This window comes from Streptomyces sp. NPDC092369 (assembly GCF_044755245.1).
Taxonomy (GTDB): Bacteria; Actinomycetota; Actinomycetes; order Streptomycetales; family Streptomycetaceae; genus Streptomyces.
The window spans coordinates 1,041,765-1,064,016 of sequence record NZ_JBIVQP010000001.1 but is presented as its reverse complement, the minus strand read 5'-3'; the positions used below and the strand labels follow the sequence as shown (position 1 = coordinate 1,064,016).

21 protein-coding genes are annotated in these 22,252 nt (G+C 71.2%); 11 read left to right on the top strand and 10 right to left on the bottom strand.

All coding sequences use genetic code 11. From position 1 onward, the window contains the following. Positions 1-139 precede the first annotated feature (139 nt). From ACIQI8_RS04720 to ACIQI8_RS04705, 4 genes are all read left to right on the top strand, one after another. Positions 140-2,824 (top strand): MGH1-like glycoside hydrolase domain-containing protein, encoded by a 2,685-nt coding sequence (locus ACIQI8_RS04720; RefSeq protein WP_402344923.1) that lies wholly within the window; start codon positions 140-142, stop codon positions 2,822-2,824. After that, positions 2,821-4,269: an alpha-amylase gene (locus ACIQI8_RS04715; protein WP_402344921.1), complete on the top strand. Its 1,449-nt coding sequence runs from the start codon at positions 2,821-2,823 to the stop codon at positions 4,267-4,269. The genes ACIQI8_RS04720 and ACIQI8_RS04715 overlap by 4 nt, the downstream gene beginning before the upstream one ends. Positions 4,270-4,319: 50 nt before the next feature. Next, positions 4,320-5,000, top strand: coding sequence for an NUDIX domain-containing protein (locus ACIQI8_RS04710; RefSeq protein WP_402344919.1), 681 nt, complete (start codon positions 4,320-4,322; stop codon positions 4,998-5,000). A gap of 71 nt (positions 5,001-5,071) precedes the next feature. After that, positions 5,072-6,058 carry an aldo/keto reductase gene (locus ACIQI8_RS04705; RefSeq protein WP_402344918.1) on the top strand — a complete coding sequence of 329 codons (987 nt, stop codon included), beginning with the start codon at positions 5,072-5,074 and terminating at the stop codon, positions 6,056-6,058. Positions 6,059-6,085: 27 nt separating this feature from the next. Here the strand turns inward: ACIQI8_RS04705 and ACIQI8_RS04700 are convergent, their stop codons facing one another. The 5 genes from ACIQI8_RS04700 to ACIQI8_RS04680 form a co-directional block, all read right to left on the bottom strand. Continuing rightward, the gene (locus tag ACIQI8_RS04700) at positions 6,086-6,622 is read right to left on the bottom strand and encodes an NUDIX hydrolase family protein (RefSeq protein ID WP_124002091.1); all 537 of its coding nucleotides are present in this window, start codon (positions 6,620-6,622) and stop codon (positions 6,086-6,088) included. Between the two features lie 15 nt (positions 6,623-6,637). Continuing rightward, entirely contained in the window at positions 6,638-7,765 is a 1,128-nt protein-coding gene (locus tag ACIQI8_RS04695; RefSeq protein ID WP_402344915.1) for an amidohydrolase family protein, read from the bottom strand. Position 7,766: 1 nt separating this feature from the next. After that, a complete protein-coding gene (locus ACIQI8_RS04690) occupies positions 7,767-9,170 on the bottom strand; it encodes a glutamine synthetase family protein (RefSeq protein ID WP_402344913.1) in 1,404 nt (467 codons plus the stop codon). A 39-nt stretch (positions 9,171-9,209) separates the two neighbouring features. After that, entirely contained in the window at positions 9,210-10,022 is an 813-nt protein-coding gene (locus ACIQI8_RS04685) for an SAM-dependent methyltransferase (RefSeq protein ID WP_402344911.1), read from the bottom strand. Positions 10,023-10,137: 115 nt separating this feature from the next. Then, positions 10,138-10,980: a hypothetical protein gene (locus ACIQI8_RS04680; protein WP_402344909.1), complete on the bottom strand. Its 843-nt coding sequence runs from the start codon at positions 10,978-10,980 to the stop codon at positions 10,138-10,140. Between the two features lie 309 nt (positions 10,981-11,289). On the opposite strand from ACIQI8_RS04680, the gene ACIQI8_RS04675 reads away from it, so the two are divergent. Together ACIQI8_RS04675 and ACIQI8_RS04670 are read left to right on the top strand one after the other, a co-directional pair. Continuing rightward, positions 11,290-12,717, top strand: coding sequence for a cytochrome P450 (locus ACIQI8_RS04675; protein ID WP_402344907.1), 1,428 nt, complete (start codon positions 11,290-11,292; stop codon positions 12,715-12,717). Between the two features lie 82 nt (positions 12,718-12,799). Then, a complete protein-coding gene (locus ACIQI8_RS04670) occupies positions 12,800-13,654 on the top strand; it encodes a Cof-type HAD-IIB family hydrolase (protein WP_402344905.1) in 855 nt (284 codons plus the stop codon). Between the two features lie 112 nt (positions 13,655-13,766). On the opposite strand, the gene ACIQI8_RS04665 is transcribed toward ACIQI8_RS04670, so the two are convergent. Beyond that, the gene (locus ACIQI8_RS04665) at positions 13,767-14,249 is read right to left on the bottom strand and encodes a Dps family protein (protein ID WP_402344903.1); all 483 of its coding nucleotides are present in this window, start codon (positions 14,247-14,249) and stop codon (positions 13,767-13,769) included. Positions 14,250-14,320: 71 nt separating this feature from the next. Beyond that, the gene (locus ACIQI8_RS04660) at positions 14,321-14,998 is read right to left on the bottom strand and encodes an alpha/beta fold hydrolase (RefSeq protein ID WP_402344902.1); all 678 of its coding nucleotides are present in this window, start codon (positions 14,996-14,998) and stop codon (positions 14,321-14,323) included. Between the two features lie 163 nt (positions 14,999-15,161). Between ACIQI8_RS04660 and ACIQI8_RS04655 the strand changes: the two genes are divergently transcribed. From ACIQI8_RS04655 to ykgO, 4 genes are all read left to right on the top strand, one after another. Then, positions 15,162-15,935, top strand: coding sequence for a sulfite exporter TauE/SafE family protein (locus tag ACIQI8_RS04655; protein WP_402344900.1), 774 nt, complete (start codon positions 15,162-15,164; stop codon positions 15,933-15,935). Between the two features lie 135 nt (positions 15,936-16,070). Then, the gene (rpmG, locus tag ACIQI8_RS04650; RefSeq protein ID WP_402344899.1) at positions 16,071-16,235 is read left to right on the top strand and encodes a 50S ribosomal protein L33; all 165 of its coding nucleotides are present in this window, start codon (positions 16,071-16,073) and stop codon (positions 16,233-16,235) included. Positions 16,236-16,318: 83 nt separating this feature from the next. Further along, positions 16,319-16,579, top strand: coding sequence for a type B 50S ribosomal protein L31 (locus tag ACIQI8_RS04645; RefSeq protein ID WP_402344897.1), 261 nt, complete (start codon positions 16,319-16,321; stop codon positions 16,577-16,579). Between the two features lie 52 nt (positions 16,580-16,631). Then, positions 16,632-16,754, top strand: a complete 123-nt coding sequence (gene ykgO / locus ACIQI8_RS04640; protein ID WP_402344895.1) for a type B 50S ribosomal protein L36 — start codon at positions 16,632-16,634, stop codon at positions 16,752-16,754. Positions 16,755-16,815: 61 nt separating this feature from the next. Here ykgO and ACIQI8_RS04635 read toward each other — a convergent pair whose 3' ends face one another. Next, positions 16,816-18,183 carry a DUF6351 family protein gene (locus ACIQI8_RS04635; protein WP_402346680.1) on the bottom strand — a complete coding sequence of 456 codons (1,368 nt, stop codon included), beginning with the start codon at positions 18,181-18,183 and terminating at the stop codon, positions 16,816-16,818. Between the two features lie 246 nt (positions 18,184-18,429). On the opposite strand from ACIQI8_RS04635, the gene ACIQI8_RS04630 reads away from it, so the two are divergent. Next, on the top strand, positions 18,430-19,176 hold the full coding sequence (locus ACIQI8_RS04630; RefSeq protein ID WP_402344894.1) for a cobalt-precorrin-6A reductase: 747 nt from the start codon (positions 18,430-18,432) through the stop codon (positions 19,174-19,176). A gap of 39 nt (positions 19,177-19,215) precedes the next feature. Here ACIQI8_RS04630 and ACIQI8_RS04625 read toward each other — a convergent pair whose 3' ends face one another. Together ACIQI8_RS04625 and cobF are read right to left on the bottom strand one after the other, a co-directional pair. Continuing rightward, entirely contained in the window at positions 19,216-21,294 is a 2,079-nt protein-coding gene (locus ACIQI8_RS04625) for an MDR family MFS transporter (RefSeq protein ID WP_402344892.1), read from the bottom strand. Positions 21,295-21,411: 117 nt separating this feature from the next. Further along, positions 21,412-22,185, bottom strand: a complete 774-nt coding sequence (cobF, locus tag ACIQI8_RS04620) for a precorrin-6A synthase (deacetylating) (RefSeq protein ID WP_402344890.1) — start codon at positions 22,183-22,185, stop codon at positions 21,412-21,414. Between the last annotated feature and the right edge of the window lie 67 nt (positions 22,186-22,252).

Here is a 22,252-nt window from a genome sequence, read left to right as displayed (position 1 = left end):
ACAGAGGCTCGTTGCGGCTTCAACCGGACAGGGGAGTTGCCACGGCACGGAAGCCGCCCCTCCGCCATGCATCCGTTGCGGGCCCGTCCGCGACCCCCGAGTCTTGGAGCGATGCCCAATCGCGAGGAGGCGGTCCACAATGGCGGACAGCGGTACGACCGGCGCCGAACGGCAGCGGCTGGCGGAGGCCGACGCGTCCCGGGCGCCATGGCGTCGTTGGGGCCCCTACCTCAGCGAACGCCAGTGGGGGACCGTCCGCGAGGACTACAGCCCCGGCGGCGACGCCTGGTCGTACTTCACCCACGAGCAGGCCCGCTCCCGCGCCTACCGCTGGGGCGAGGACGGCATCGCCGGCGTCAGCGACGACAAACAGCGGCTGTGCTTCGCGCTGGCCCTGTGGAACGGCCGCGACCCGATCCTCAAGGAACGCCTCTTCGGTCTGACCAACACCGAGGGCAACCACGGCGAGGACGTCAAGGAGTGCTACTTCTACCTCGACTCGACGCCCACGCACTCGTACATGAAGTACCTGTACAAGTACCCCCAAGCCGCCTTTCCCTACGGCGACCTGGTCGACACGAACCGCTCCCGCGGCCGCCGCGACTACGAGTACGAACTCCTCGACACCGGCGTCTTCGACGAGGACCGCTACTTCGACGTCTTCGTCGAGTACGCCAAGGCCGGCCCCGAGGACCTGCTGATCGAGATCACCGCCCACAACCGAGGCCCCGACGACGCCCCCCTCCATCTGCTGCCGACCCTCTGGTTCCGCCACACCTGGTCGTGGGCCGGCGGCACCGCCGTCCCGAGCCTCGGCCTGGACGGGTCCGCGATCCGCGCCGAGCACGCGGAACTGGGCACGCGGCGGCTGTACTTCAGCGGCGAGACCGACACCCTGTTCACCGAGAACGACACCAACAACGAGCGTGTCTTCGGCAGTCCGAACACCACGCCGTACGTCAAGGACGGCATCGACCGCCGTGTCGTCCACGGCGAGACCGACGCCGTCAACCCCGCCCGGACCGGCACCAAGGCCGCCGTCCACCACGTGCTCACCGTCCCCGCCGGCGGCAGCGCGACCGTCCGGCTCCGGCTGACCGACGCCCAACCCGCCGACCCCTGGGGCGAGTTCGACGCGATCATGGACGCCCGCCGGACCGAGGCCGACGAGTTCTACGAGGACGTCCTGCCCGACGGCCCGAGCGAGGACGAGCGCCGGGTCGTCCGCCAGGCCCTCGCCGGCATGCTGTGGAGCAAGCAGTACTACTACCTCGACGTCGAGCGCTGGCTCGCCGAGCACGGCGTCGACCCGCTCGGCGCCGACCCCCGGGTCCGCAACAGCGCCTGGTACCACATGGTCAACGACGAGGTCATGTCGATGCCGGACGCCTGGGAGTACCCCTGGTTCGCGGCCTGGGACCTCGCCTTCCACACCATCGCCCTGTCCATGGTCGACATCGGCTTCGCCAAGTCCCAGCTGGACCTGCTGCTGCGCCGCCTCTATCTCCACCCCAACGGCCAGATCCCCGCGTACGAATGGAACTTCGGCGACGTCAACCCGCCCGTGCACGCCTGGGCCGTCCTTTTCGTCTACGAACTGGAGAAGCACCGCACCGGCAAGGCCGACCGCGCCTTCCTGGAGAACGCCTTCCACAAGCTGATGAAGAACTTCAGCTGGTGGCTCAACCGCAAGGACGTCGACGGCAACAACGTCTTCCAGGGCGGCTTCCTCGGCCTCGACAACATCGGCGTCTTCGACCGCAGCGCCCCGCTGCCCACCGGCGGCCACCTCGACCAGGCGGACGGCACCGCCTGGATGGCGCTGTACTGCCAGAACCTGCTGGAGATCGCGATCGAACTCGCCGACGAGAACCCGGTCTACATCGAGCAGGCGCAGACCCTCTTCGAGCACTTCGCGTGGATCGCCGTCGCCACCAACCGCATGGGCAAGGACAACGAGAGCCTCTGGGACGAGGAGGACGGCTTCTTCTACGACGTCCTGCGGCTGCCCGACGGCACCGCCACCCGCCTCAAGGTGCGCTCCCTCGTCGGCCTGATCCCGCTCGCGGCGACCAGCGTGGTCGGCGCCTGGGCCGGCCGCCGCTTCCCCGAACTGGCCGCCGGGGCACAAGAGTTCATAGAGCGGCACCCGGCCGTGGCGGCCATCGTCTCCGCCCAGAAGAGCATCGGCCCCGGCGAGGGCGGCCGTGTCCTGTTCGCGCTGTTCGGCGAGGACCGGCTGCGCCGCGTGCTGGCCCGCATGCTCGACGAGGACGAGTTCCTCGGCCCGCACGGCATCCGCTCACTGTCGAAGCACCACGCCGAACACCCCTTCACCTTCGAGGTGCACGGCGAGACGTACGGCGTCGGCTATCTGCCCGCCGAGTCCGACTCGGGCATGTTCGGCGGCAACTCCAACTGGCGCGGCCCGGTCTGGTTCCCCGTCAACATGCTGCTGATCCGCGCCCTGTTGAACCTGTACGCCTACCACGGCGACGGCTTCACGGTGGAGTGCCCGACCGGCTCCGGCAAGCACCTCACCCTCTACGAGGTGGCCCGCGAGATCTCCGACCGCCTCACCTCCACCTTCCTCCAGGGGCCCGACGGCCACCGACCGGTGCACGGCGCCCAGGCCAAGTACGCCAAGGACCCGCACTGGAAGAACCTGATCCTCTTCTACGAGTACTTCCACGGCGACAACGGCGCGGGCCTCGGCGCCTCCCACCAGACCGGCTGGACCGGCCTCGCCGCCGTCACCGCGACCCTGTTCCACGTCGTCGGCGTCGGCGACTGGGGCACCCTGCGGGAGGAGCCGCTGTCATGACGGTGATCTACGAACTCAACACCCTCATCTGGCTGGGTGAGTTGAGCGGGCGGTACGGCCGACCGATCACCCTGGGCGAGGTCCCGGGCGAGGCCTGGGACGAGGTCGCGCGGCCCGGCGTCGACACCGTGTGGCTGATGGGCGTATGGGAACGCAGCCCGGCGGGACTGGCGATCGCCCTGCGCGACGAGTCCCTGCTCGCCTCCTTCCGTGCCGCCCTGCCCGACCTCACCGAGGCGGACATCGCCGGATCCCCGTACTGCGTACGGAACTACGTCGTCGACGAGTCCCTCGGCGGCCCGGCCGGTCTCGCCGAGGCCCGCGCCCAACTGGCCGCGCGCGGCCTGCGGTTGATCCTCGACTACGTCCCCAACCACGTGGCCCCCGACCACCCCTGGCTCACCGACCGCCCCGACTGCCTGGTCCACGGCACCCCGGAGGACCTCGCCCGCTCGCCCGAGTCCTTCATCGAGGCCGGCGGGCGGATCTACGCCCGCGGCCGGGACCCGTACTTCCCGCCCTGGCCGGACGTGGTCCAACTGAACGCCTTCAGCGAGGCCCTGCGCACGGCGACGGTGGAGACGCTGGTGGCCATCGGCGACCAGGCGGACGGCGTGCGCTGCGACATGGCGATGCTGCTGATGACCGACGTGTTCGCCAAGACCTGGGGCGACCGGGCCGGACCCCCGCCGGCGGAGGACTTCTGGCCGTACGTCCTCCCGCGCGTCCGCGAGCGCCACCCGGACCTGCTCTTCGTCGCCGAGGCCTACTGGGACCTCGAATGGGCCCTCCAGCAGCAGGGGTTCGACCACTGCTACGACAAGCGGCTCTACGACCGGCTGCTGCACGAGGACGCCGAATCCGTCCACGGCCACCTCCAGGCGGACCTCGCCTACCAGCACGGGCTCGTCCGCTTCCTGGAGAACCACGACGAACCCCGCGCCGCCGCCACCTTCCCCGGCGACAGCGAGCGCTCCGCCGCCGTCACCGTCGCCACCCTGCCCGGCGCGACCCTCTGGCACGAGGGCCAGTTCGAGGGCCGGAGGACACGCCCACCGGTGTTCCTCTCCCGCCGCCCGGTCGAACCCGTCGACGAGCAACTGCGCGCGTTCTACGGCCGGTTGCTGCCGGCCGCGGCCGAGGCGCGGGTCGGCGACTGGCAGTTGCTCACCTGCACGGGTTGGCCGGACAACGACACGCACCGCAGCCTCCTCGCCTGGAGCTGGACCGGCCCCGGCACCCGCCACGTCGTGGTCGTCAACGACTCGGACACACCCGCGCAGGGCCGCGTCCCGCTGCCCTGGCCCGACCTCCGGGACCGCGCCTGCCACCTCACCGACCTGCTGTCCGGGCAGACGTACGACCGTGACGGCACCGAACTGGTCACCTCCGGCCTTTATGTGGACCTGCCGGGCCGCGCCTCCCACGTAATGCGCGCGTGGTAGAAGCGGATCATGCACCTTTCCACCGCCTCCACCCGCCGGACCGGTGTCCGATGACCGCCGGCATCGACACCCCGGACCGCCGCGGCCGCACCGGCCTGGACCGCACGGGCCTCGACCTCACCGGCAACCCGCGCGTCAAGGTCCGGGACGTCCAACTGCTCTCCAGCCACTGGTACGTCGAGCGCGCCACGACCTACGACCTCCAGCTCGCCGACGGCACCTGGAGCACCCAGCAGCGCGAGACGCACGACCGCGGCAACGGCGCCACCATGCTGCTCTACGACGCCGACCGCGAAACCGTCCTGCTCACCCGGCAGTTCCGCTACCCGGTGTACGTCAACGGCCACCCCGACGGCATGCTCGTCGAGACCCCGGGCGGACTGCTCGACGACGATGACGAACACCCCGAACTCGCCGTGCGCCGCGAGGTGGTGGAGGAGACCGGCCACACCATCGGCGAGGTCCGGCACGTTTTCGACGTCTACATGAGCCCCGGCTCGGTCACCGAACGCGTCAGCTTCTACGCCGCCGAATACGGCCCCTCGACCCGCACCCACGAGGGCGGCGGCCTCGACGAGGAGGGCGAGGACATCGAGATCGTCGAACTGCCCTTCCGGCGGGCCCTGGAGATGATCCGCACCGGAGAGATCGCCGACGCCAAGACGATCATGCTGCTCCAGTGGGCGGCACTGGAAGGCCCCTTCGCGCAGGGCACGTCCGCGAAGGCTTGACTTCAAGTGCGCTTCAAGATGAAGACTCCCGTTCGTGCCCGGACAACCGGGTGCGAACGGGAGGACCCATCATGAGGTACCGCACCATCGGAACCGACCCGGCCCACCGCCGCGAGGTGAGCGTGCTCGCCCTCGGCGCGATGCTCTTCGGTTCACGGACCGACGAGGAGACGTCCTTCGCCGTGCTCGACCGGTACGTCGAGGCCGGCGGCAACTTCATCGACACGTCCGACAACTACGCGTTCTGGACCGACGGTGGCCAGGGCGGCCACAGCGAGGAACTCCTCGGCCGCTGGCGGCGCAGCCGCGGCATCGGCGACGAGATCGTCATCGCCACCAAGCTCGGCGCCCGCCCGCTCGCCCCCGGCACCAGCTACGTCGACAACCCCGAAGGCCTGTCCGCCAAGGTCATCCGCGAGGCCGCCGAACGCAGCCGGGAACGCCTCGGCGTGGAGAAGCTGGACCTGCTCTACGCCCACATCGAGGACCGCACGGTCCCGATCCGGGAGACCGTCGAGGGCTTCGCCGAACTGGTCGCCGAGGGCACGGTCGGTCTCCTCGGGGTCAGCAACCACGCCGTGTGGCGCGTCGAGCGGGCCCGCGCCCTGGCCGCCGCGGCCGGGCTGCCCGGCTACGAGGTGCTGCAGTACCAGCACAGCCTGCTGCGCCCGCGCGCCGACGTGACCGACGCCATGTTCCCGGACGGCAGCCTCGGCCACACCGGCGCCGAACTGCTCACCTACCTGCGCGCTGAGCCCGAACTCACGCTGGTCGCCTACTCGCCGCTCCTCGCGGGCGCGTACACCCGCCAGGACAAGCCGCTCCCGCAGGACTACGACCACCCCGGCACCCCCGCCCGGCTCGCCGCGCTGCGAGCCGTCGCCGAGGAGACCGGCGCAACCCTCAACCAAGTCGTCCTGGCCTGGCAGATGGGCGGCGACCTGCCGATCATCCCCTTGGCCGGCGCCTCGTCCGTGGCCCAGCTGGAGGAGAACCTGGCCGCGATCGACCTGGAGCTCACGCAGGATCAGCGCGCCCGGCTGGACGCGGCGCACTGATCCGGGGCGAGCTGCCCGGCGGGCCGGCTACAGACCGCATCCCACGTGCGCCAGCGCCTGCCGGAGCAGTACTCCGTGCCCGCCCGGCATCTCGCCCTGCACGGCGGCCGACACGGCCTCCTGCGGGCTGAACCAGACCAGGTCCAGGGCGTCCTGCCGGGGCCGGCAGTCGCCGGTCACGGGCACGACGTAGGCCAGCGACACCGCGTGCTGACGCGGGTCGTGGTACGGCGTGACGCCCTGGGTCGGGAAGTACTCGGCGACGGTGAAGGGCTGCAGGGAGGCCGGGATCCGGGGCAGCGCCACGGGTCCCAGGTCCTTCTCCAGGTGGCGCAGGAGCGCGTCCCGGACCCGCTCGTGGTGCAGCACCCGGCCGGAGACCAGGGTCCGGCTGACCGTCCCCTCCGGCCCCATGCGCAGCAGCAGGCCGACGCTGGTGACTTCGCCGCTGTCGTCGACGCGCACGGGCACCGCCTCGACGTACAGGATCGGCATACGGGCACGCGCCATCTCCAGCTCGTCGGCGCTGAGCCAGCCTGGCGTGGTATCGGTCATGTCAGACATTGCTTGATCATACTTTCAGGAGGGGCCGGGCAGACGGTAGACCCGGCGAGCGTTGTCCGCGCCCGCCCACCGGGCGATCCGCAGGGCGTCGGGCAGGCTCAGCTCGTCGGCGTCCACCCGGTCCTGAAGCAGACCGGTCAGACCCCGCCGGAAGGCCAGCGCACCCAGACAGTAGAACTCAGCCAGACCGTACGCGTCCGAGCTGTACAGCAGTTTGCGGAACGGAGTGATCTCCGTCGCCTCCGCGAGGATCGCGCGAGCCCTTGCGGGACCGACGTGGTGCAGGGTGAGCCCCACGTCGAGATACACCTGCTCGAACACAGCCGCGAGGTAGGCGGCCTGGCGCTGGTAGGGCCAGCAGTGCAGCAGCAGCACCGGGATCGTGCCGGCGGTCAGATGCAGCCAGTCGGTGAGATGGGTGGGGTCGCAGCGGTGCAGCCGGATGTCGTTGTCACCGAATCCGACGTGCAGTTGGAGCGGCAGTCCGAGATCGACGGCGGTCCACAGCAGATGCCGTACGAGGACCGGGTCCGCCAGTCGGCCACCGTCCGCGAGCCAGCGGCGGGCCGCCTCGGTGACCTCGTCCGCCGAGGGGCGGGCCGGATCCAGGACGAAGCCGGTGCGGTAGGCGGCCACGGACTTCACCGCCACCACGCCGGGCCGCCCCACCGCCTCCCGCGCGGCCGCTGCGAACTCGGCCGCGTACTCCCCGGGTTCGACCCCCTTCGCCGCCACCGCCTCCGCGACACTCTCCAGCCGCACCACCTCGTACGCCGATCCGCCCACGGTGTCCGCCAGTTCGGCGGGCGTGGTGAGCAGGTCCGGGGTGTACCCGGTGTCCACGCAGAACACGTCCGTCGAACCGGCGGTCAGAAAGCGGCGGTTGACCTCGCGCCAGCCCAACTCGGCCCGTCGGGCGAGGTAGTCGTCGACGGGCGCGTGCCGGGGGAGGTCGAGCAGGGGAGCGCAGTGCCGGCGCACCGACACGCCGACCGGGCTGTCGAAGGGCGAGATCCCCGGCCAGACCCCACCTTCGGTGAGCAGTGCTTCGAAGTCCGCCCGAGGCAGGTCGGCGGTGACCACCCCATGGCAGTGATGATCCGTCAACTCCTGCGCGTCGAGCGCCTCTTGGATCGCGCCCATGTCAGTACTTCCAGCGGTAGGCGGCGGCCACGCCCTCGTCGTCCAGCTCGTCCACCGCGGCGATCTCTCCGCGGCGCACGGCGGTCACCGCGTCCGCGAGGACCGGCCCCAGCGCGGCGCGCAGCACTTCGTCCTCGCGGAACTCCTCGACCGACTCGGCGAGCGACACGGGCAGTCGGCGCACACCCCGGGCCGCCGCCTCCGCCGGGTCGAGGCGGGCCGGGTCCCCGGTGATCTCCTGGGGCAGCGGCGCCGACTTGGTGAGCCCGTCCAGCCCGGCCGCGATGACGCCGGTGAGCGCGAGATACGGGTTGGCGGCCAGGTCGACCGGCTTGACCTCCAGGTTGGCGGCCTGGTCGCGCAGGCCCGCCGTGCCGGTGACGACCCGCACCGCCGCCTCACGGGTCTCGCGGCCCCACGCCGTGAACACCCCGGCCCACTGGGAGGGCTTGAGACGCAGATAGCTGGCCGGACTCGGGGCGGTCAACGCGGTCAGTGCCGGGAGCCGGTCGAGGACTCCCGCCACGAAGGACTCGGCGTCGGCCGTCATGCCGTACCGGCCCTCGCCGCCCGCGTGCAGGTTGACGTCGTCGCGCCAGGCGGAGAGGTGGAGGTGACCGCCGTTGCCCACACCCTCGGCGAAAACCGCGGGGGCGAACGAGACGACCAGCCCGTGGCGCCCCGCCACCGCGCGGATCGTCTGCCGCACCAGAACACTGCGGTCGGCGGCGGCGACCGGGTCGAGCGCGCCCACCGAGACCTCGAACTGCCCGGCCGCGTACTCGGGATGGAGCTGTTCCACGTCCACGCCCTGCGCCGCGAAGGCCGTCAGGAGGTCGGCGGTGAAGTCGCTGAGCTCGACCTGCCGGATGGCCCCGTACGCGGGACCGGTGAGCGCCGGGACGAACTCGCCGGTGGCGGCCGGGCCTTGACCGACGGCCCACTCGACCTCGACGGCGGCCTTGAACGTGATGCCGTGCCGCTCGGCCGCCTCCGCGACGGTTCGGCGCAGCACCGTACGAGCACACGCCGGATGCGGCTCGCCCTCCTGCGTGATGCGGTCCACCGGTGCCCAGGCCCAGCCGGGTTGCCCGGCCAGGACGGTGAGTTGGTCGAGGTCGGGGTACATGCGCAGATCGCCGTCGGGGGAGCCGAGGACGTCGGTGGCGACGATCGAGTCGTTGGCCAGGAACGTGTCGAACACCGGCGACATGCCCACACCCCAGGCCGCGGCCGAGACGAGCTTCGCCGTCGGGACCGTCTTCACCCGCGCGATGCCCGCGGTGTCGACGTAAGCCAGGACGATCCCGTGCACCCCGCCCTCGGCCAGTTCGTCGCTCAGCGCGGTGGCCCGCTCGACATCGCCGGGGCGTCCGCCGGGGACGGGGTCGGCAAGGGTGGTCATACGTTCTCCTCGACGGTTCGGCCCGTGTACTGGCTCGCGTCAGGGTTTCACGGCGATCGCGCCGAACTGCGGTACCACGGCCGGGGAGTCGGCCTCGGGGCGCCAGCGCGAGCAGGACACCAGGCCCGGCTCCAGCAGGTCGAGGCCCTCGAAGAAGGAGGCGATGTCCGCGCCGCTGCGGGCGGTGATCGGCGGCGTGGCGTTCTCGTTCCAGAACTTCATCGCCGGGATCTGGCCCTCGCCGCCGAGTTCGGCGTCGAAGGTGGGGTGGGTGAGGACCAGGTAGCTGCCGGCGGGGACCGTGGCCATGATCCGCCGGGCGATGTCCCGGGCCTTGTCGGTGTCGAGGACGAAGTTCAGGATGCCGAGCATCATCACCGCGACGGGCTCGGTGAAGTCCAGGGTCCCGGCGGCCCGTTGGAGGATCGCCTCCGGGTCGTGCACGTCGGCGTCGATGTAGTCGGTGCCGCCCTCGTCGGTGCCGGTCAGCAGGGTGCGGGCGTGGGCGAGGACGATCGGGTCGTTGTCGACGTAGACGATCCGCGACTCGGGCGCGATCCGCTGGGCGATCTCGTGCGTGTTGTCGGCGGTCGGCAGCCCGGTGCCGATGTCGAGGAACTGCCGTACCCCGCGCTCCTCGGTCAGGAACCGCACTGCCCGGCCCAGGAACCAGCGGTCGGCGCGGGCGATCTCCCGGATGATCGGGAACATCCCGGCGACGTGCTCGCCGACCCGCTGGTCGACCGCGTAGTTGTCCTTGCCGCCGATCCAGTAGTTCCACACGCGGGCGTTGTGCGCCACAGCGGTGTTGAGCATGGCCGATCCGGCCGAGGGGGTGTGGCTCTCACTCACGACTCTGCTCCTCCTCGCACCGCCTGCGGCCTTCGTCGCCATTGTGCCGCGCGGTGATCACGGTGTCCCGGGAATCGGGGAGCAGAGGGTGGGGCGCGAGATCCGGGGAGGGTTGTCAGTCGTCGTCGCCGGGGTCCGCGGCGGGTGTCCTGCCGGCCAGGACGTCCTTCAGGCGCGGGGTGCCCTCCTTGACCGCCTGCTCGGCGGAGTCGGACTCGTCCCCGTCCAGACCGCCGGCGGTGACGGTGATCGCGTCGTCGCCGACGCGTACGGCCATGACGTCGAGCGTGAGCGTGGTGGCCGTGCCGTTCGTGGTGCCCTGCACGGTCACGCGCAGCCCCTGCCGTGCGTCGCCCTCCTCGGGCACCGAGGTCTCGATCACCTGGACCGTCCGCTTCCCGTCCTTGGCGTCTGTCGCGGTGAACTGGTCGCACTTGTCCGGCAGGGTCCCCAGCCAGGTCAGGGAGGCCGCCAGTGGGGCGCGGTCGTAGGCGGCGACCTGGTGGAGGAGACGGGAGTCGCCCTGCTCGAAGCCGGCGAGCGCGGACGCGCCCGCGGGCTTGCCGAGCAGATCGTCGTCGTAGAGACGGTCGAGGAGTTTCTGGCAGTCGGCCGCGTCGGTCTTCGCGGTGAGGAAGCCGGCCACGTCGACCTTGCCGACGAGCAGCTTCTCCCGCCAGGTCGCCGCGTCGTCGACCTTCGTCCAGTCGTCCTCGATGTCCGCCTCGGTGATCAGCGCGGCCCGCGCCCCGGCCTCGGTCAGCCGGGCCGGCGCAGCGGACGTCCGCGCGGCGAGCGGGGAGGCGGCGCGGGCCTCGTCGGTGACGGAGGAGGCGGCGACGTCCGAGGCGGTGGAGCCGCCGTTGCCGTCGTCCGAGCATGCTGCGGTGGTCAGCAGCGTGCCCGCGGCCAGCGCGACGGCGAACACACGGACGGGGCGGGACGCACGACGGGTCATGGCGGGTGCCTCCTGGAGGGATGGGGTCTCCTCTCAGCGCACCACCGGGCCCACCGGCCCACCAGCGCACCGGACCGTACGGGTGACGCCCGAGCGGCCGCGGACGCAGGTCACCTTGTGCCTCGGACAACCCTCCTTTGCCGTCCGCCGGACACTGTCTCCCGGTCCGTCAAAGCCCGCCCGCCGACAGCGGGTTGACGACATCACGATCGGCTACCGGTCAGTACCCCCGACAGGTGACACGTGGGACTCCTGGGGTAACGTCCCCCGCGTTCACAGGCGGGCGGTGTCGAAGGGGGCGGCTGACGCATGGAGATCCACCTGGCCGACGAAGGGGGCGCGGTGTCCGACCGTCCGCGGTTGGAGGCCCTGGCCCCCGAGCCCCTGCTGACCCGGGACTACGAGACCCGTCCCGCGCTCGTCTACGAGCGGCTGCGCGACCGGCACGGACCGGTGGCGCCGGTCGACCTGCTGGGCGTGCCCGCCTGGCTGGTGCTGGGCTACCGCGAGTCGCTCCAGGTGCTCCAGGACGACGCAGGCTGGCCGAAGGGCCTGGAGAACTGGCGGGCCCGCTCGGAGGGCCGGGTGCCCGCCGACTGGCCGCTCGGCCCGTCCCTGGAGGTCAACCACGTACTGATCCAGGGCGGCCCCGGCTACCCGGCGCTGCGCACCGCCTGGGACACCGCGCTGCGCCCCTTCCAGGACCCGCGCAACCCGCAGGCCAAGCGGCTGAAGGCGGCCGTCACCGGGTACGCCGACGAGCTGATCACCCTGCTCGGGCAGGGCGGTGTCACGGGCGCGGCCGACCTGTCCGCCCAGTTCTCCCGGCCGCTCCCGCTGATGGCGGCCAGCCATCTGCTCGGCTTCCCCGGCTCCCAGGGCGACGACGCCCTGATGGACATGTGGCGGGTGCTCGACGCGGGACCGGACGCGGAACCGGCTCTCGACCGGCTGCTGCACACGCTCAAGGAACTCGCCGCCTCGAAGATCGCGCAGCCCGCGGACGACTTCCCCTCCCACCTGGTGGCCGCCCACCCGGACCTCTCGGTCGACGAGCTGGCCCGCGAGCTGTTCATGCTGCTCGGCATGACCTCCGACCACGTCGGCATCCTCATCTCCAACACCGTCGTCGAGGTCATCTCCGGGGACGCCGACGGCGGGGTGCGCACCGCGCTGTCCGCCGGGATGGTGCGGGAGACCATGAACCGCGTGGTCATGCGCAAGCCGCCGCTGGTCAACTTCGTCCCGAGGTTCGCCGCCGAGGACACGCGGCTCGGCCGGTACACCATCCACGCCGGCGACCCCGTGTGGGTCTCCTCCGCCGCCGCGCACGCCGACCCCCTCTTCGCCGACAGGACGGCACCCGGCACCTCCACCATCAGCAGCCGCGCCCACCTGTCCTGGGGCGCGGGCCGCCGCCAGTGCCCCGCCCGCGAGCTGGCCTCGACCATCGCGGCAGCCGGCGTCGGCCGACTCTTCGAACGGTTCTCGCACCTCGAACTCGCCCTCCCGGTCGACCAACTGCCCTGGCGCTCCTCGCCGTTCATGCGCGGCCTGCGTTCCCTGCCGGTCCGCTACGAGCTGTCGGCGCCGGTCACGTCGTCCCCGCCGCCGCGCATGGCGGGCGTGTCGCTCGCACCGAACACACCGGACGCGTCCGACGGTCCCGACCTGAGCGCCAAGCGCCGCTCCTCGCTGTGGCGTTACCTGACCGGGCTCATCAGGTCGGGCGGCTGACCTGGGCTTCTACCGGCTCACGTAGGGTGGAGAGGCCGTCCGGGCAGGGCGGCGGTCCGTCCACCCCCACCGGAAGCAGGTCATGTCCTCCGCCCCCGCACCCCTCGTCACCGACCTCCCCACCGGCTCCGCGGACATCCGGCTGATCGTCACCGACATGGACGGCACGCTCCTGGACGACGCCAAGCGGATCCCGGCCGGCCTCTGGGGGACGCTGGCCGAACTGCGGCGGCGCGGTGTGCAGTTCAGCCCGGCGAGCGGCCGGCAATACGCCACGCTGGCGCGGGAGTTCGCCGAGGTGGCCGAGGGCATGGCGTTCATCGCCGAGAACGGCACCTATGTCGTGCGCGACGGCGTGGAACTCGCCTCCGACCCGCTGGCGCCGACCGTGGTCGCCGAACTGGTGCGGACGGTACGGCGGTTGGTGGCCGACGGCGTGGACGTGGGGGCCGTCGTCTGCGGCAAGCGGTCCGCGTACGTCGAGCGGACGGACGAGGCGTTCGTGGCCGAGGTGCGCAGGTACTACGTCGAGAACCAGGTCGTCGAGGACGCCACCGCGATCGACGACGAGGTCCTCAAGGTCGCCCTCTACGACTTCGGCTCCGCCGAGCGGACCACCGCCCCGGGCCTGGCTCAGTTCGCCACGACCCACCAGGTCGTCGTCTCCGGCGAGCACTGGGCCGACGTCATGAACCCCACCGCCAACAAGGGCGCGGCCCTGCGCCGGCTCCAGCGCGAGCTGGGCATCACTCCCGCACAGACCATGGTCTTCGGCGACTACCTCAACGACCTGGAGATGCTGGACGCGGCCGAGTGGTCCTTCGCGATGGCCAACGCCCACCCGGAGGTCATCGCCAGGGCCCGCTACACAGCGCCGTCCAACAACGACAACGGCGTGCTGCGCACGGTGGCGCGGATGCTGGGTCTGCCGGACTGAGTCGGGTGCTCGGGCGCGCGTGTGCCCCGGCGCGACGACGGTGGTGACCGTCGGCGTCGGGGCACGGGTGAGCGCGGGATCTCTGCGGGGGCGTGTTCGACCGCCGGGACCGTCAGTTGTCGCGCGGCCAGTTCTCCGCCTCGAACATCCACCGCTGCTTCTCCAGCTCGGCGGTGATCGAGATCAGCAGGTCCTGGGTGACCGGATCGGCCTCGTCGGTCGCGGCGATGCGCTCGCGCAGCCGGCCGATCGCCGCCCCCAGCGAGGCCACCATCACTTCCACGACCTCGGTGTCCTGCTGCCAGCCGTCCTTGGGGCTCGGCAGCGTGAAGGCGGCCGCGATCGTCTCGGGCCGGCCGTCCGGCGGCAGGCCGAGGGCCGCGGCGCGCTCCGCCACCGTGTCGGAGAACGCGCGGGCCGTGTCGACCACCTCGTCCAGCTGCAGATGGATCGAGCGGAACCGCGGGCCCACGACGTTCCAGTGTGCCTGCTTCCCGATCAGCGAGAGTCCGAGCAGATCCACGAGGGTGCCCTGCAACGCGTCTCCGGCGATCCCACGGGCCGGCTCGGGAAGTGCGCTCTTCACCACAGTCATACGGGCATCTCCTTCGTCGTCGTTCGTCACGCTCCGGGTGCCCGGCGCGAAACGGCACAAACGCGGAAGGGTCACCGTGTGATCAGGACCTCGTCCAGGAAACGGCTGAGGTCGGCGAAGACCTCCGCCCGGTTCGTGCACGGGCCGATGAAGCGGCCGACGGTGGAGGCGTTCGCGCACACCCTGGACACCGTGTCGAAGAGCGGCGCCGTGGGCCGGCTCCAGACCAGCGGATCCGCCGCGTACGCCGCCCCGACCGCGGGATCGCGGGAGAGCGCCGCCGGGTTGATCGGCGTGTCGGGGATCTCGTCATGGGCCGGCAGCCGGTCCGGCACCGTCCAGTCGCCGATCACCGGCCCGGACAGCACGAGTGCGGCGAGCTCGTCGCCGTACCGCTGGGTGTAGCGGGCCGCGATCAGACCGCCCATGGAGTGCCCGACCAGGACGACGGGCAGGCCGGGGTACGCGGAGCGGGCCAGGTCCGCCACGGCGTGCGCGTCGGTGACCACGTCCTCGAAGTCCTCGATCAGCACCCGCGCGCCCGCCGATCTGCCGTGTCCGGCGTGATCGGGTCCGAGGACGACACCGCCGTGCCGCACCAGCACGCCCGCCACGTCCCCGTACCGCCCGATGTGCTCGCCGTACCCGTGCAGCACGAGGGCGATGTACCGGGGGTGCTCGCGAGGCCACTCGCGGACGACGAGCCTGCCCTTCACGCCGTCCAGGACGTGCTCGCGGACGTCGGCCATGTCTCTCCTCCAACTGCGTCGGTGAAGGTCCCGGGGGGATCTTCTCAGCGGGGGAACGGAGGTCCACAGTCCAATACCGGCAGCCGCCGGGGCGCCGGTACGGACCGACCGGCGAGACGCTCCTTACGCCGGCCGGATACGTGCGCATAGCATCGGTGTTCACATGGACACGATGACGCTCTGGCACATAACCGGCTGGGAGTTCGCCGCCCTCGCCGCGGCGGCTCTTCTCGTCGGCTTCTCCAAGACCGCGGTGAGCGGGGCCAACACGGTGAGCCTCGCGATCTTCGCGGCGGTCCTGCCCGCCCGCGCCTCCACCGGCGTGCTCCTGCCGATCCTGATCGCCGGCGATGTGCTCGCGGTGCTGACCTACCGGCGGCACGCGCACTGGCCGACGCTGTGGCGGCTGTTCCCGGCGGTCGCGGCGGGCGTGGTGGCCGGGACGCTGTTCCTGGTCTGGGCCGACGACCGGATCGTGCGGACGTCGATCGGCGCGATCCTGCTGCTGATGGCGGGCGTGACGGTCTGGCGGCGGCGCACGGCGGAGGACGACGCGGAACCGGACTCGGTGGCCACCAGGTCAGGCCGGGTCAAGGCCCGCTCGTACGGTGTGCTCGGCGGCTTCACCACGATGGTCGCCAACGCGGGCGGTCCGGTGATGTCGATGTACCTGCTCTCCGCGGGCTTCCGGAAGCTGGGCTTCCTGGGGACCTCGGCCTTCTTCTTCCTGATCGTCAACGTCGCCAAGGTGCCCTTCAGCGCCGGTCTCGGTCTGATCGACGGCAACTCGCTGCTCCTTGACGCGGCGCTCGTGGCGTTCGTCGTGCCCGGTGCGTTGATCGGCAAATGGGCTGTGAACCGAATCAACCAGCGACTCTTCGAGCAACTCGTGATCGCGGCGACGATCGTCGGCGGTCTTCAGCTGCTGCTGCGCTGACTCGACACCACCTCGACACCCGCCCTTCGACCGGCGCCGACGGCTCGGGAATGCGAAGGGGGGAGGCGTTGTTGGACTGGCTGTGATTGACATGCTCGGATCAGAGATCCGTGGCGTGGGCGAAGGGAGGACTTCATGGCACGCAGCAAGGCGCGTCCCGTGGTCACGCTGAGGTCGACGGCCGGAACCGGCATCACCTACGTGACCCGCAAGAACCGCGCGAACGACCCCGACCGACTGGTCCTGCGCAAGTACGACCCGGTCGCCGCGGCGCACGTCGAGTTCCGCGAGACCCGCTGAACCACGACTCGGCCGCGTGACAGCCGCGGCGCGTCGGAGCACCTCGCCCGACGCGCCGCCCGGCGCCCCAGGAAGGACATCCCATGAAGGCCCGCATCCACCCCGACACCCGGCTCGTCGTCTTCCGTGACCGTGCCGCGGACGTCACGTTCCTGACCCGTTCCACCGCCGACTCGACGAAGACGATCGAGTGGCAGGACGGCCGGACGTACCCCCTGATCGACGTCGAGATCTCCTCGGCGTCCCACCCCTTCTACACCGGCAACACCCGGGTCGTGGACACCGCCGGCCGCGTGGAGCGCTTCGAGCGCCGCTACGGCCGTGCGACGGCAGCCCGGAGCTGACCGCGACCCGGCGCCGACCTCGCATCGGCGCGTGTGACGAGGAGAGCAGAACATGAAGGTGCGCAAGTCCCTGCGTTCGCTGAAGTCCAAGCCCGGCGCCCAGGTGGTCCGCCGCAAGGGCGTGGTCTTCGTGATCAACAAGAAGGACCCCCGCTTCAAGGCCCGCCAGGGCTGACGACGCCACGAAGACGAAGTGGCCCCCGTGCACCTGCACGGGGGCCACTCGCATGTCACGCCTAGGGCGCGATCCCGACTCCCGGGATCCTGCTCCACGCCTTCTCCTGCGCCGCCGTCATCGCGGGCCAGCGCAGCCCGCCCGGCCGCGGCCGCACGCGCGTGGCGTACGCGGCGGGGTGGTACCCGGGGTCGTAGAAGCAGCCGGTGGCGTACGTCCGGTCGAAGGCGGCGCACGAGCCCGCGATCGACTTGGCCGTCGGACGCTTGCCCGTCCGCACCCAACGGTCCAGCGCCGAGATGTCGTTGGCGTACTCGGAGTCGCTCAGCGCGCTGTGCTCCGACTCGTGCGTGAACGTCTGCACCAGGTACCGCTCCCGGCCGGCGCCCTCGACCGTCGCCCGGTAGGCCGCCTCGTGCTCCACGAACGCCGTCGGGTCGTCGATGGCGTGCATCGTGAGCACCGGGACGGAGATCCTGCCGGTGAGGTCACTGTCGTAGGACAGATCGCGTACGGCGGTGGGGTTCGCGCTGAAGCGCTCGACGCCCGCGTTCAGCGCCTTGTCGTCGTGCGAACCGGTGTACCGCACGCCCTGGTTGGAGAACGGGTTCCGGTCGCCGAGACGGTTGTGGACGATGTCCCGGAAGGTGAACGTCGCGAACCGCAGATGCGACTCCAGCGTGCGCTCGGGCAGGCGGGTGACGGCGAGGATGTCGTCGAGGTTGCGCTGCTGGAGCGCGGTCCGCTCGGCGGGGGCCGACTCGAATCCCGTGCACTCCTGGAGGCGGGCGCGCAGCCCGGCGGACGTCATCGTCGAGTCGGCGCGCAGACCCTGCCAGAGCGGGTACTGCGGCTCGGTCGGGCGGGGGTGGTTGTGGCAGTAGTACTGATAGACCACGCGCAGGTCGACACGGTAGTCGTAGCCCCGGGACCCGCCCCCGAGGACCCCGCTGGTGAGCAGCGCCCCGTCGTACCGCCCGCGCTCCCTGCCGTACGTCTCCACGACCTTGGCGGCGACGTCCCCGCCCCACGACTGGCCGTGCACGTACGTGCGCCGGGGCTTGCCGAACTCGTCGATGAACAACCGGCGTACGTTCTCGGTGTCCTCGGCCGCCATCCGGGTGCCGTAGCCGCCGCGCCGGTAGGACGAGCCCGCCCAGGCGTACCCCTCCTCGACCATCACCGACCAGCGGGTCAGGTCGTCGACGCTGCGCTGCGGATCGGAGGCGTTGCCGAGGTCGGGGCCGCCGTGGGCGTGGACGACGAGGGAGCCGTTCCAGTCCTTGGGGACGGCGATGGCGTAGTAGGCGCCGTTCTTGTCCTGGCCGGTGTAGCAGGTGGCCTTGCCGACCAGGTCGGCCGGACAGGTCGCGGCCGTCGGCGGCGGGGCGTCCGCCCGGGCGGGCGGGGCTCCGCCGATGGTCCCCAGGAGCGCGACCGTCGCGGAGGCGACGACTCCCACTCGACGCCATTGCCGTGCGCGTGTTCTCCAACTGTCCAAGGCGGCTCTCCTCGTCCAACGCCGACGCAGCGTCGCGCCGTGCGCGGCGATGCTAAGGAGAGAGCGGGCGCAGGAGCCATGGCGGACATGGTTCTGTTCATAGTGTTCGACGGGTCGACTCTCATCGGCCTCCCGCCGGGAACTCCCCGCGGATGACCTCGTACGCTCGCACCCATGTCCCCGCACGTCCTGATCCTCGGCGGCACCACCGAGGCCCGCGAACTCGCCGCCGCCCTCGCGGCGCGCCCCGGCGTGCGCGTCACGACGTCCTTGGCGGGGCGAGTGGCGCGGCCCGGGGTGCTGGACGGACAGGTGCGGATCGGGGGGTTCGGCGGGGCGGAGGGGTTGGCCGGCTGGCTGCGAGACGAGGGCGTGGATGCTCTCGTCGATGCCACGCATCCCTTCGCCGCCGCGATCACCGCGAACGCCGCGCGGGCCGGGGCGATGACCGGGGTGCCGGTGGTGATGCTGCGCCGTCCGGGGTGGGTGCCCGGGGACGGGGACCGGTGGCACCTGGTCGATTCCCTGGCGGACGCGGCGGAGGCGTTGCCGCGGTTCGGGCGGCGGGTGTTCCTGACGACCGGGCGACTGGGTCTCTCGGCCTTCACCGGCTTGACGGATCGTCACTTCCTCGTGCGTTCCGTTGAGTTGCCCGAGCCGCCTGTGCCGCCCGACACCCAAGTGCTCATCGCCCGCGGGCCGTTCACCGTCGCCCACGAGACCGCTCTGCTGCGCGAGCACCGCATCGACGTACTCGTGACGAAGGACAGCGGGGGAGAGGCCACGGCCGCCAAGCTGACGGCCGCGCGTGAACTCGGCCTGCCCGTGGTCCTGGTGCGGCGGCCACCCTTGCCTGAGGGAGTGCGTGCGGTGACCGATGTGGCGGGTGTGCTGGAACGGTTGAGCCTCGACTCGACCTGAGCGGCGGCCCGGGTCGGTCCGACCTCCTCGCGTGATGGGCTACTTCGGCCCACTCGACGCCAACTCCGGCTGTTTCTGCGGCAGTCCGGTGGACATGTCCTCCACCAGCAGGCGCTTGGCGATCGAGTCCACCGCCGCGCGCAGGTCGGTGCCGGACGGGCGGCCGACGTCCTTCTGCACCCGGTCCTCCAGCCACTTCCCCCAGGCCTCGCCGATGACCGAGGCCTCGCGTTGGCCCGCCGCGGTGTGGGAGAGCAGATTGCCGTCGCGGGTCAGATAGCCCTCCGAGACCATGCGGTCGAAGACGGGCAGCAGTACCTCCGGCGGCAGATGCCGGCGTGCGGCGATCAGCCCGAGGCTGGAGTGGCCCACCATCCGCGTGTACAGCTCGACCTGCATCACGGCCCAGGCCCCGGCGACGTCCAGCCGGGTGTCGGAGTCGGTGATGATCCGCCGGGCGGTGTCCAGGTCCGTGCTGCCGATGATCTTCCCCACGGCCGCTTCGAGCAGTCGCTGCGAGTCCCCGCCGCGCGGTGACGCGAACCCCTCGCCCATGTCGGTGGAGCCCGCCCGGGCGCTGTCGCGCAGCTGGACCTGCTTGAGGAACAGGGCGACCACGAACCCGACGACCGCGACGGGCACCGTCCACAGGAAGACCGTCTGGAGCGTGTCCGCGTACGCGTTGACGATCGGCGCAGCTGTGGAGGAGGGCAGTCTGTGCAGGCCTTCCGGGCTGCTCGCCGCCTTGGCGAGGGTGGCCGGGTCCGTGCCACCGGCCCGCGCGGCGGAGGCGATGCCTTCGGAGAGGTTCGGCTTGAGGGAGTTGGCGTAGATCGTGCCGAACACCGCGGTGCCGAAGGAACTGCCCAGCGTACGGAAGAAGGTGACGCCGGAGGTCGCGGTGCCGAGGTCGGCGTAGTCGACGGTGTTCTGCACGGCGATCGTCAGGACCTGCATGGACAGACCGATGCCGGTGCCGAGGACGAACATGTACAGCGACTCCAGCCACGCACCGGTGGAGGGCCCCATGAGGGACATCAGATACAGGCCGACACCCATCACCACGGAGCCGACGATCGGGAAGTAGCGGTACTGCCCGGTCTTGCTGACCACGTTGCCGCTGACGACGGACGCGATCAGCAGCCCGATCACCATCGGCAGCGTCCGGACGCCGGAGACCGTGGCCGAGTCGCCGTCGACGTACTGCAGATAGGTCGGCAGATACGTCAACGCGCCGAGCATCGCGAAGCCGACGATGAAACTGAGGATCGAGCAGACCGTGAACACCGGGTTGGCGAACAGCCGCATGGGCAGCATCGCCTCTTTGGCCCGGGTCTCCACCCAGCAGAACAGTCCGAGGGCGAGCGCGCCGCCGACGAACAGCGTGATGATGGTCGCCGAACCCCACGCGTACTCGTTGCCGCCCCAACTGGTCGCCAGGATCAGTGCGCTCGCGCCGACCGCGACCAGCGCGATGCCCAGGTAGTCGATGACCGGCCGGGACGCCGACTTCACCACCGGGATGGTGCGGGCGGCCGCCGCGACGACGATGATCGCGATCGGCACGTTGACGTAGAACGCCCAGCGCCAGGTCAGATGGTCGGTGAACAGGCCACCCAGCAGCGGTCCGATGACCGTGGCCACGCCGAACACCGCGCCGATCGCGCCCTGGTACTTGCCGCGTTCGCGCAGCGGGATGACGTCGGCGATCAGCGCCATGGCGGTCACCATGAGGCCACCGGCGCCGATGCCCTGCACCGCGCGCCAGGCGATCAGCAGCGTCATGTTGGTGGAGAGACCGCACAGGAACGAGCCCGAGATGAAGACGACGGCCGAGACCTGGAAGACCACCTTGCGGCCGAAGAGGTCACCGAACTTGCCGACCAGCACGGTCGACACGGTCTCCGCGAGGAGATACGCGGTGACCACCCAGGACATGTGCTCCGCGCCGCCGAGGTCCGACACGATCGTCGGCAGGGCGGTGCCCACGATCGTCTGGTCCAGGGCGGCCAGCAGCATGCCCAGCATGATCGTCACGAAGACGATGTTGCGGCGGCGCGCGTCCAGCACCGGCGGCTGCGAGGCGGCGGGCGGTGCGGTGTCCTCGGTCACTGTCACGAGGTCACGATCCCACCGGGCCGCCGGAGACGCACGCGTTGCGGGACCGCTCGGGTGGCGGAATTTACCCTGGGGGCTGTCGTTCGGATCGGCCCGGTGTCGCGGGCACGACAGCCTCTACTTCCGGTCGGGATTCCGGCGCAGCAGATACGTGTCCATGATCCAGCCCTTGCGCTCCCGGGCCTCGGCCCGCAGCCGCTCGATGCGCGGACCGGCCTCGGCGATCGGCCCGGAGGCGAGGATCTCGTCCGGGGTGCCTATGTACGCGCCCCAGTAGATGTCGATGTCCTGGTCGGCGTACCGCCTGAAGGCCTGGTGCGCGTCGAGCATCACCACCACGTCGTCCACACCGTCCGGGAAGCCCTCGGCCAGCCGCCGACCGGTGGTGATCTGGACCGATCCGGCCACCCGGTTGAGCCCCGTCCGATGCCGGGCGACCAGTGCCGAGACGCTGCTGATCCCGGGCACCACGTCGTACTCGAAGGCCACCTCGCCCCGCTCCAGGATCTCCTCCAGGATGCCGAGCGTGCTGTCGTACAGCGCGGGATCCCCCCACACCAGGAACGCGCCGCTCTCCTCCTCGCCCAGTTCCTCGGCGATGAGCCGCTGGTAGATGGCGGCCCGGGCGCTGCGCCAGTCCCCGACGGCGGGGGAGTACGCGGCACCCCCGGCGGCGCGGTCCCGCTCCGGATCGCGGGCCTCCACCACCCGGTACGCCCCCTGCGGTACGTGCGCGTCGAGCAGGTCCCGGCGGAGCTGTGTGAGGTCGCTCTTCACGTCGCCCTTGTCGAGGACGAAGAACACGTCCGTGGCGCGCAGCGCCCTGACCGCCTGCAGAGTCAGCTGCTCGGGGTCGCCCGCGCCGATACCGATGACATGAATCTTTCGCACGTCCCCGAGTCTGCCGCACACCTCCGACAACGCGTGCACCGCGTCCGTCCGGAGAGACTCCGGGACC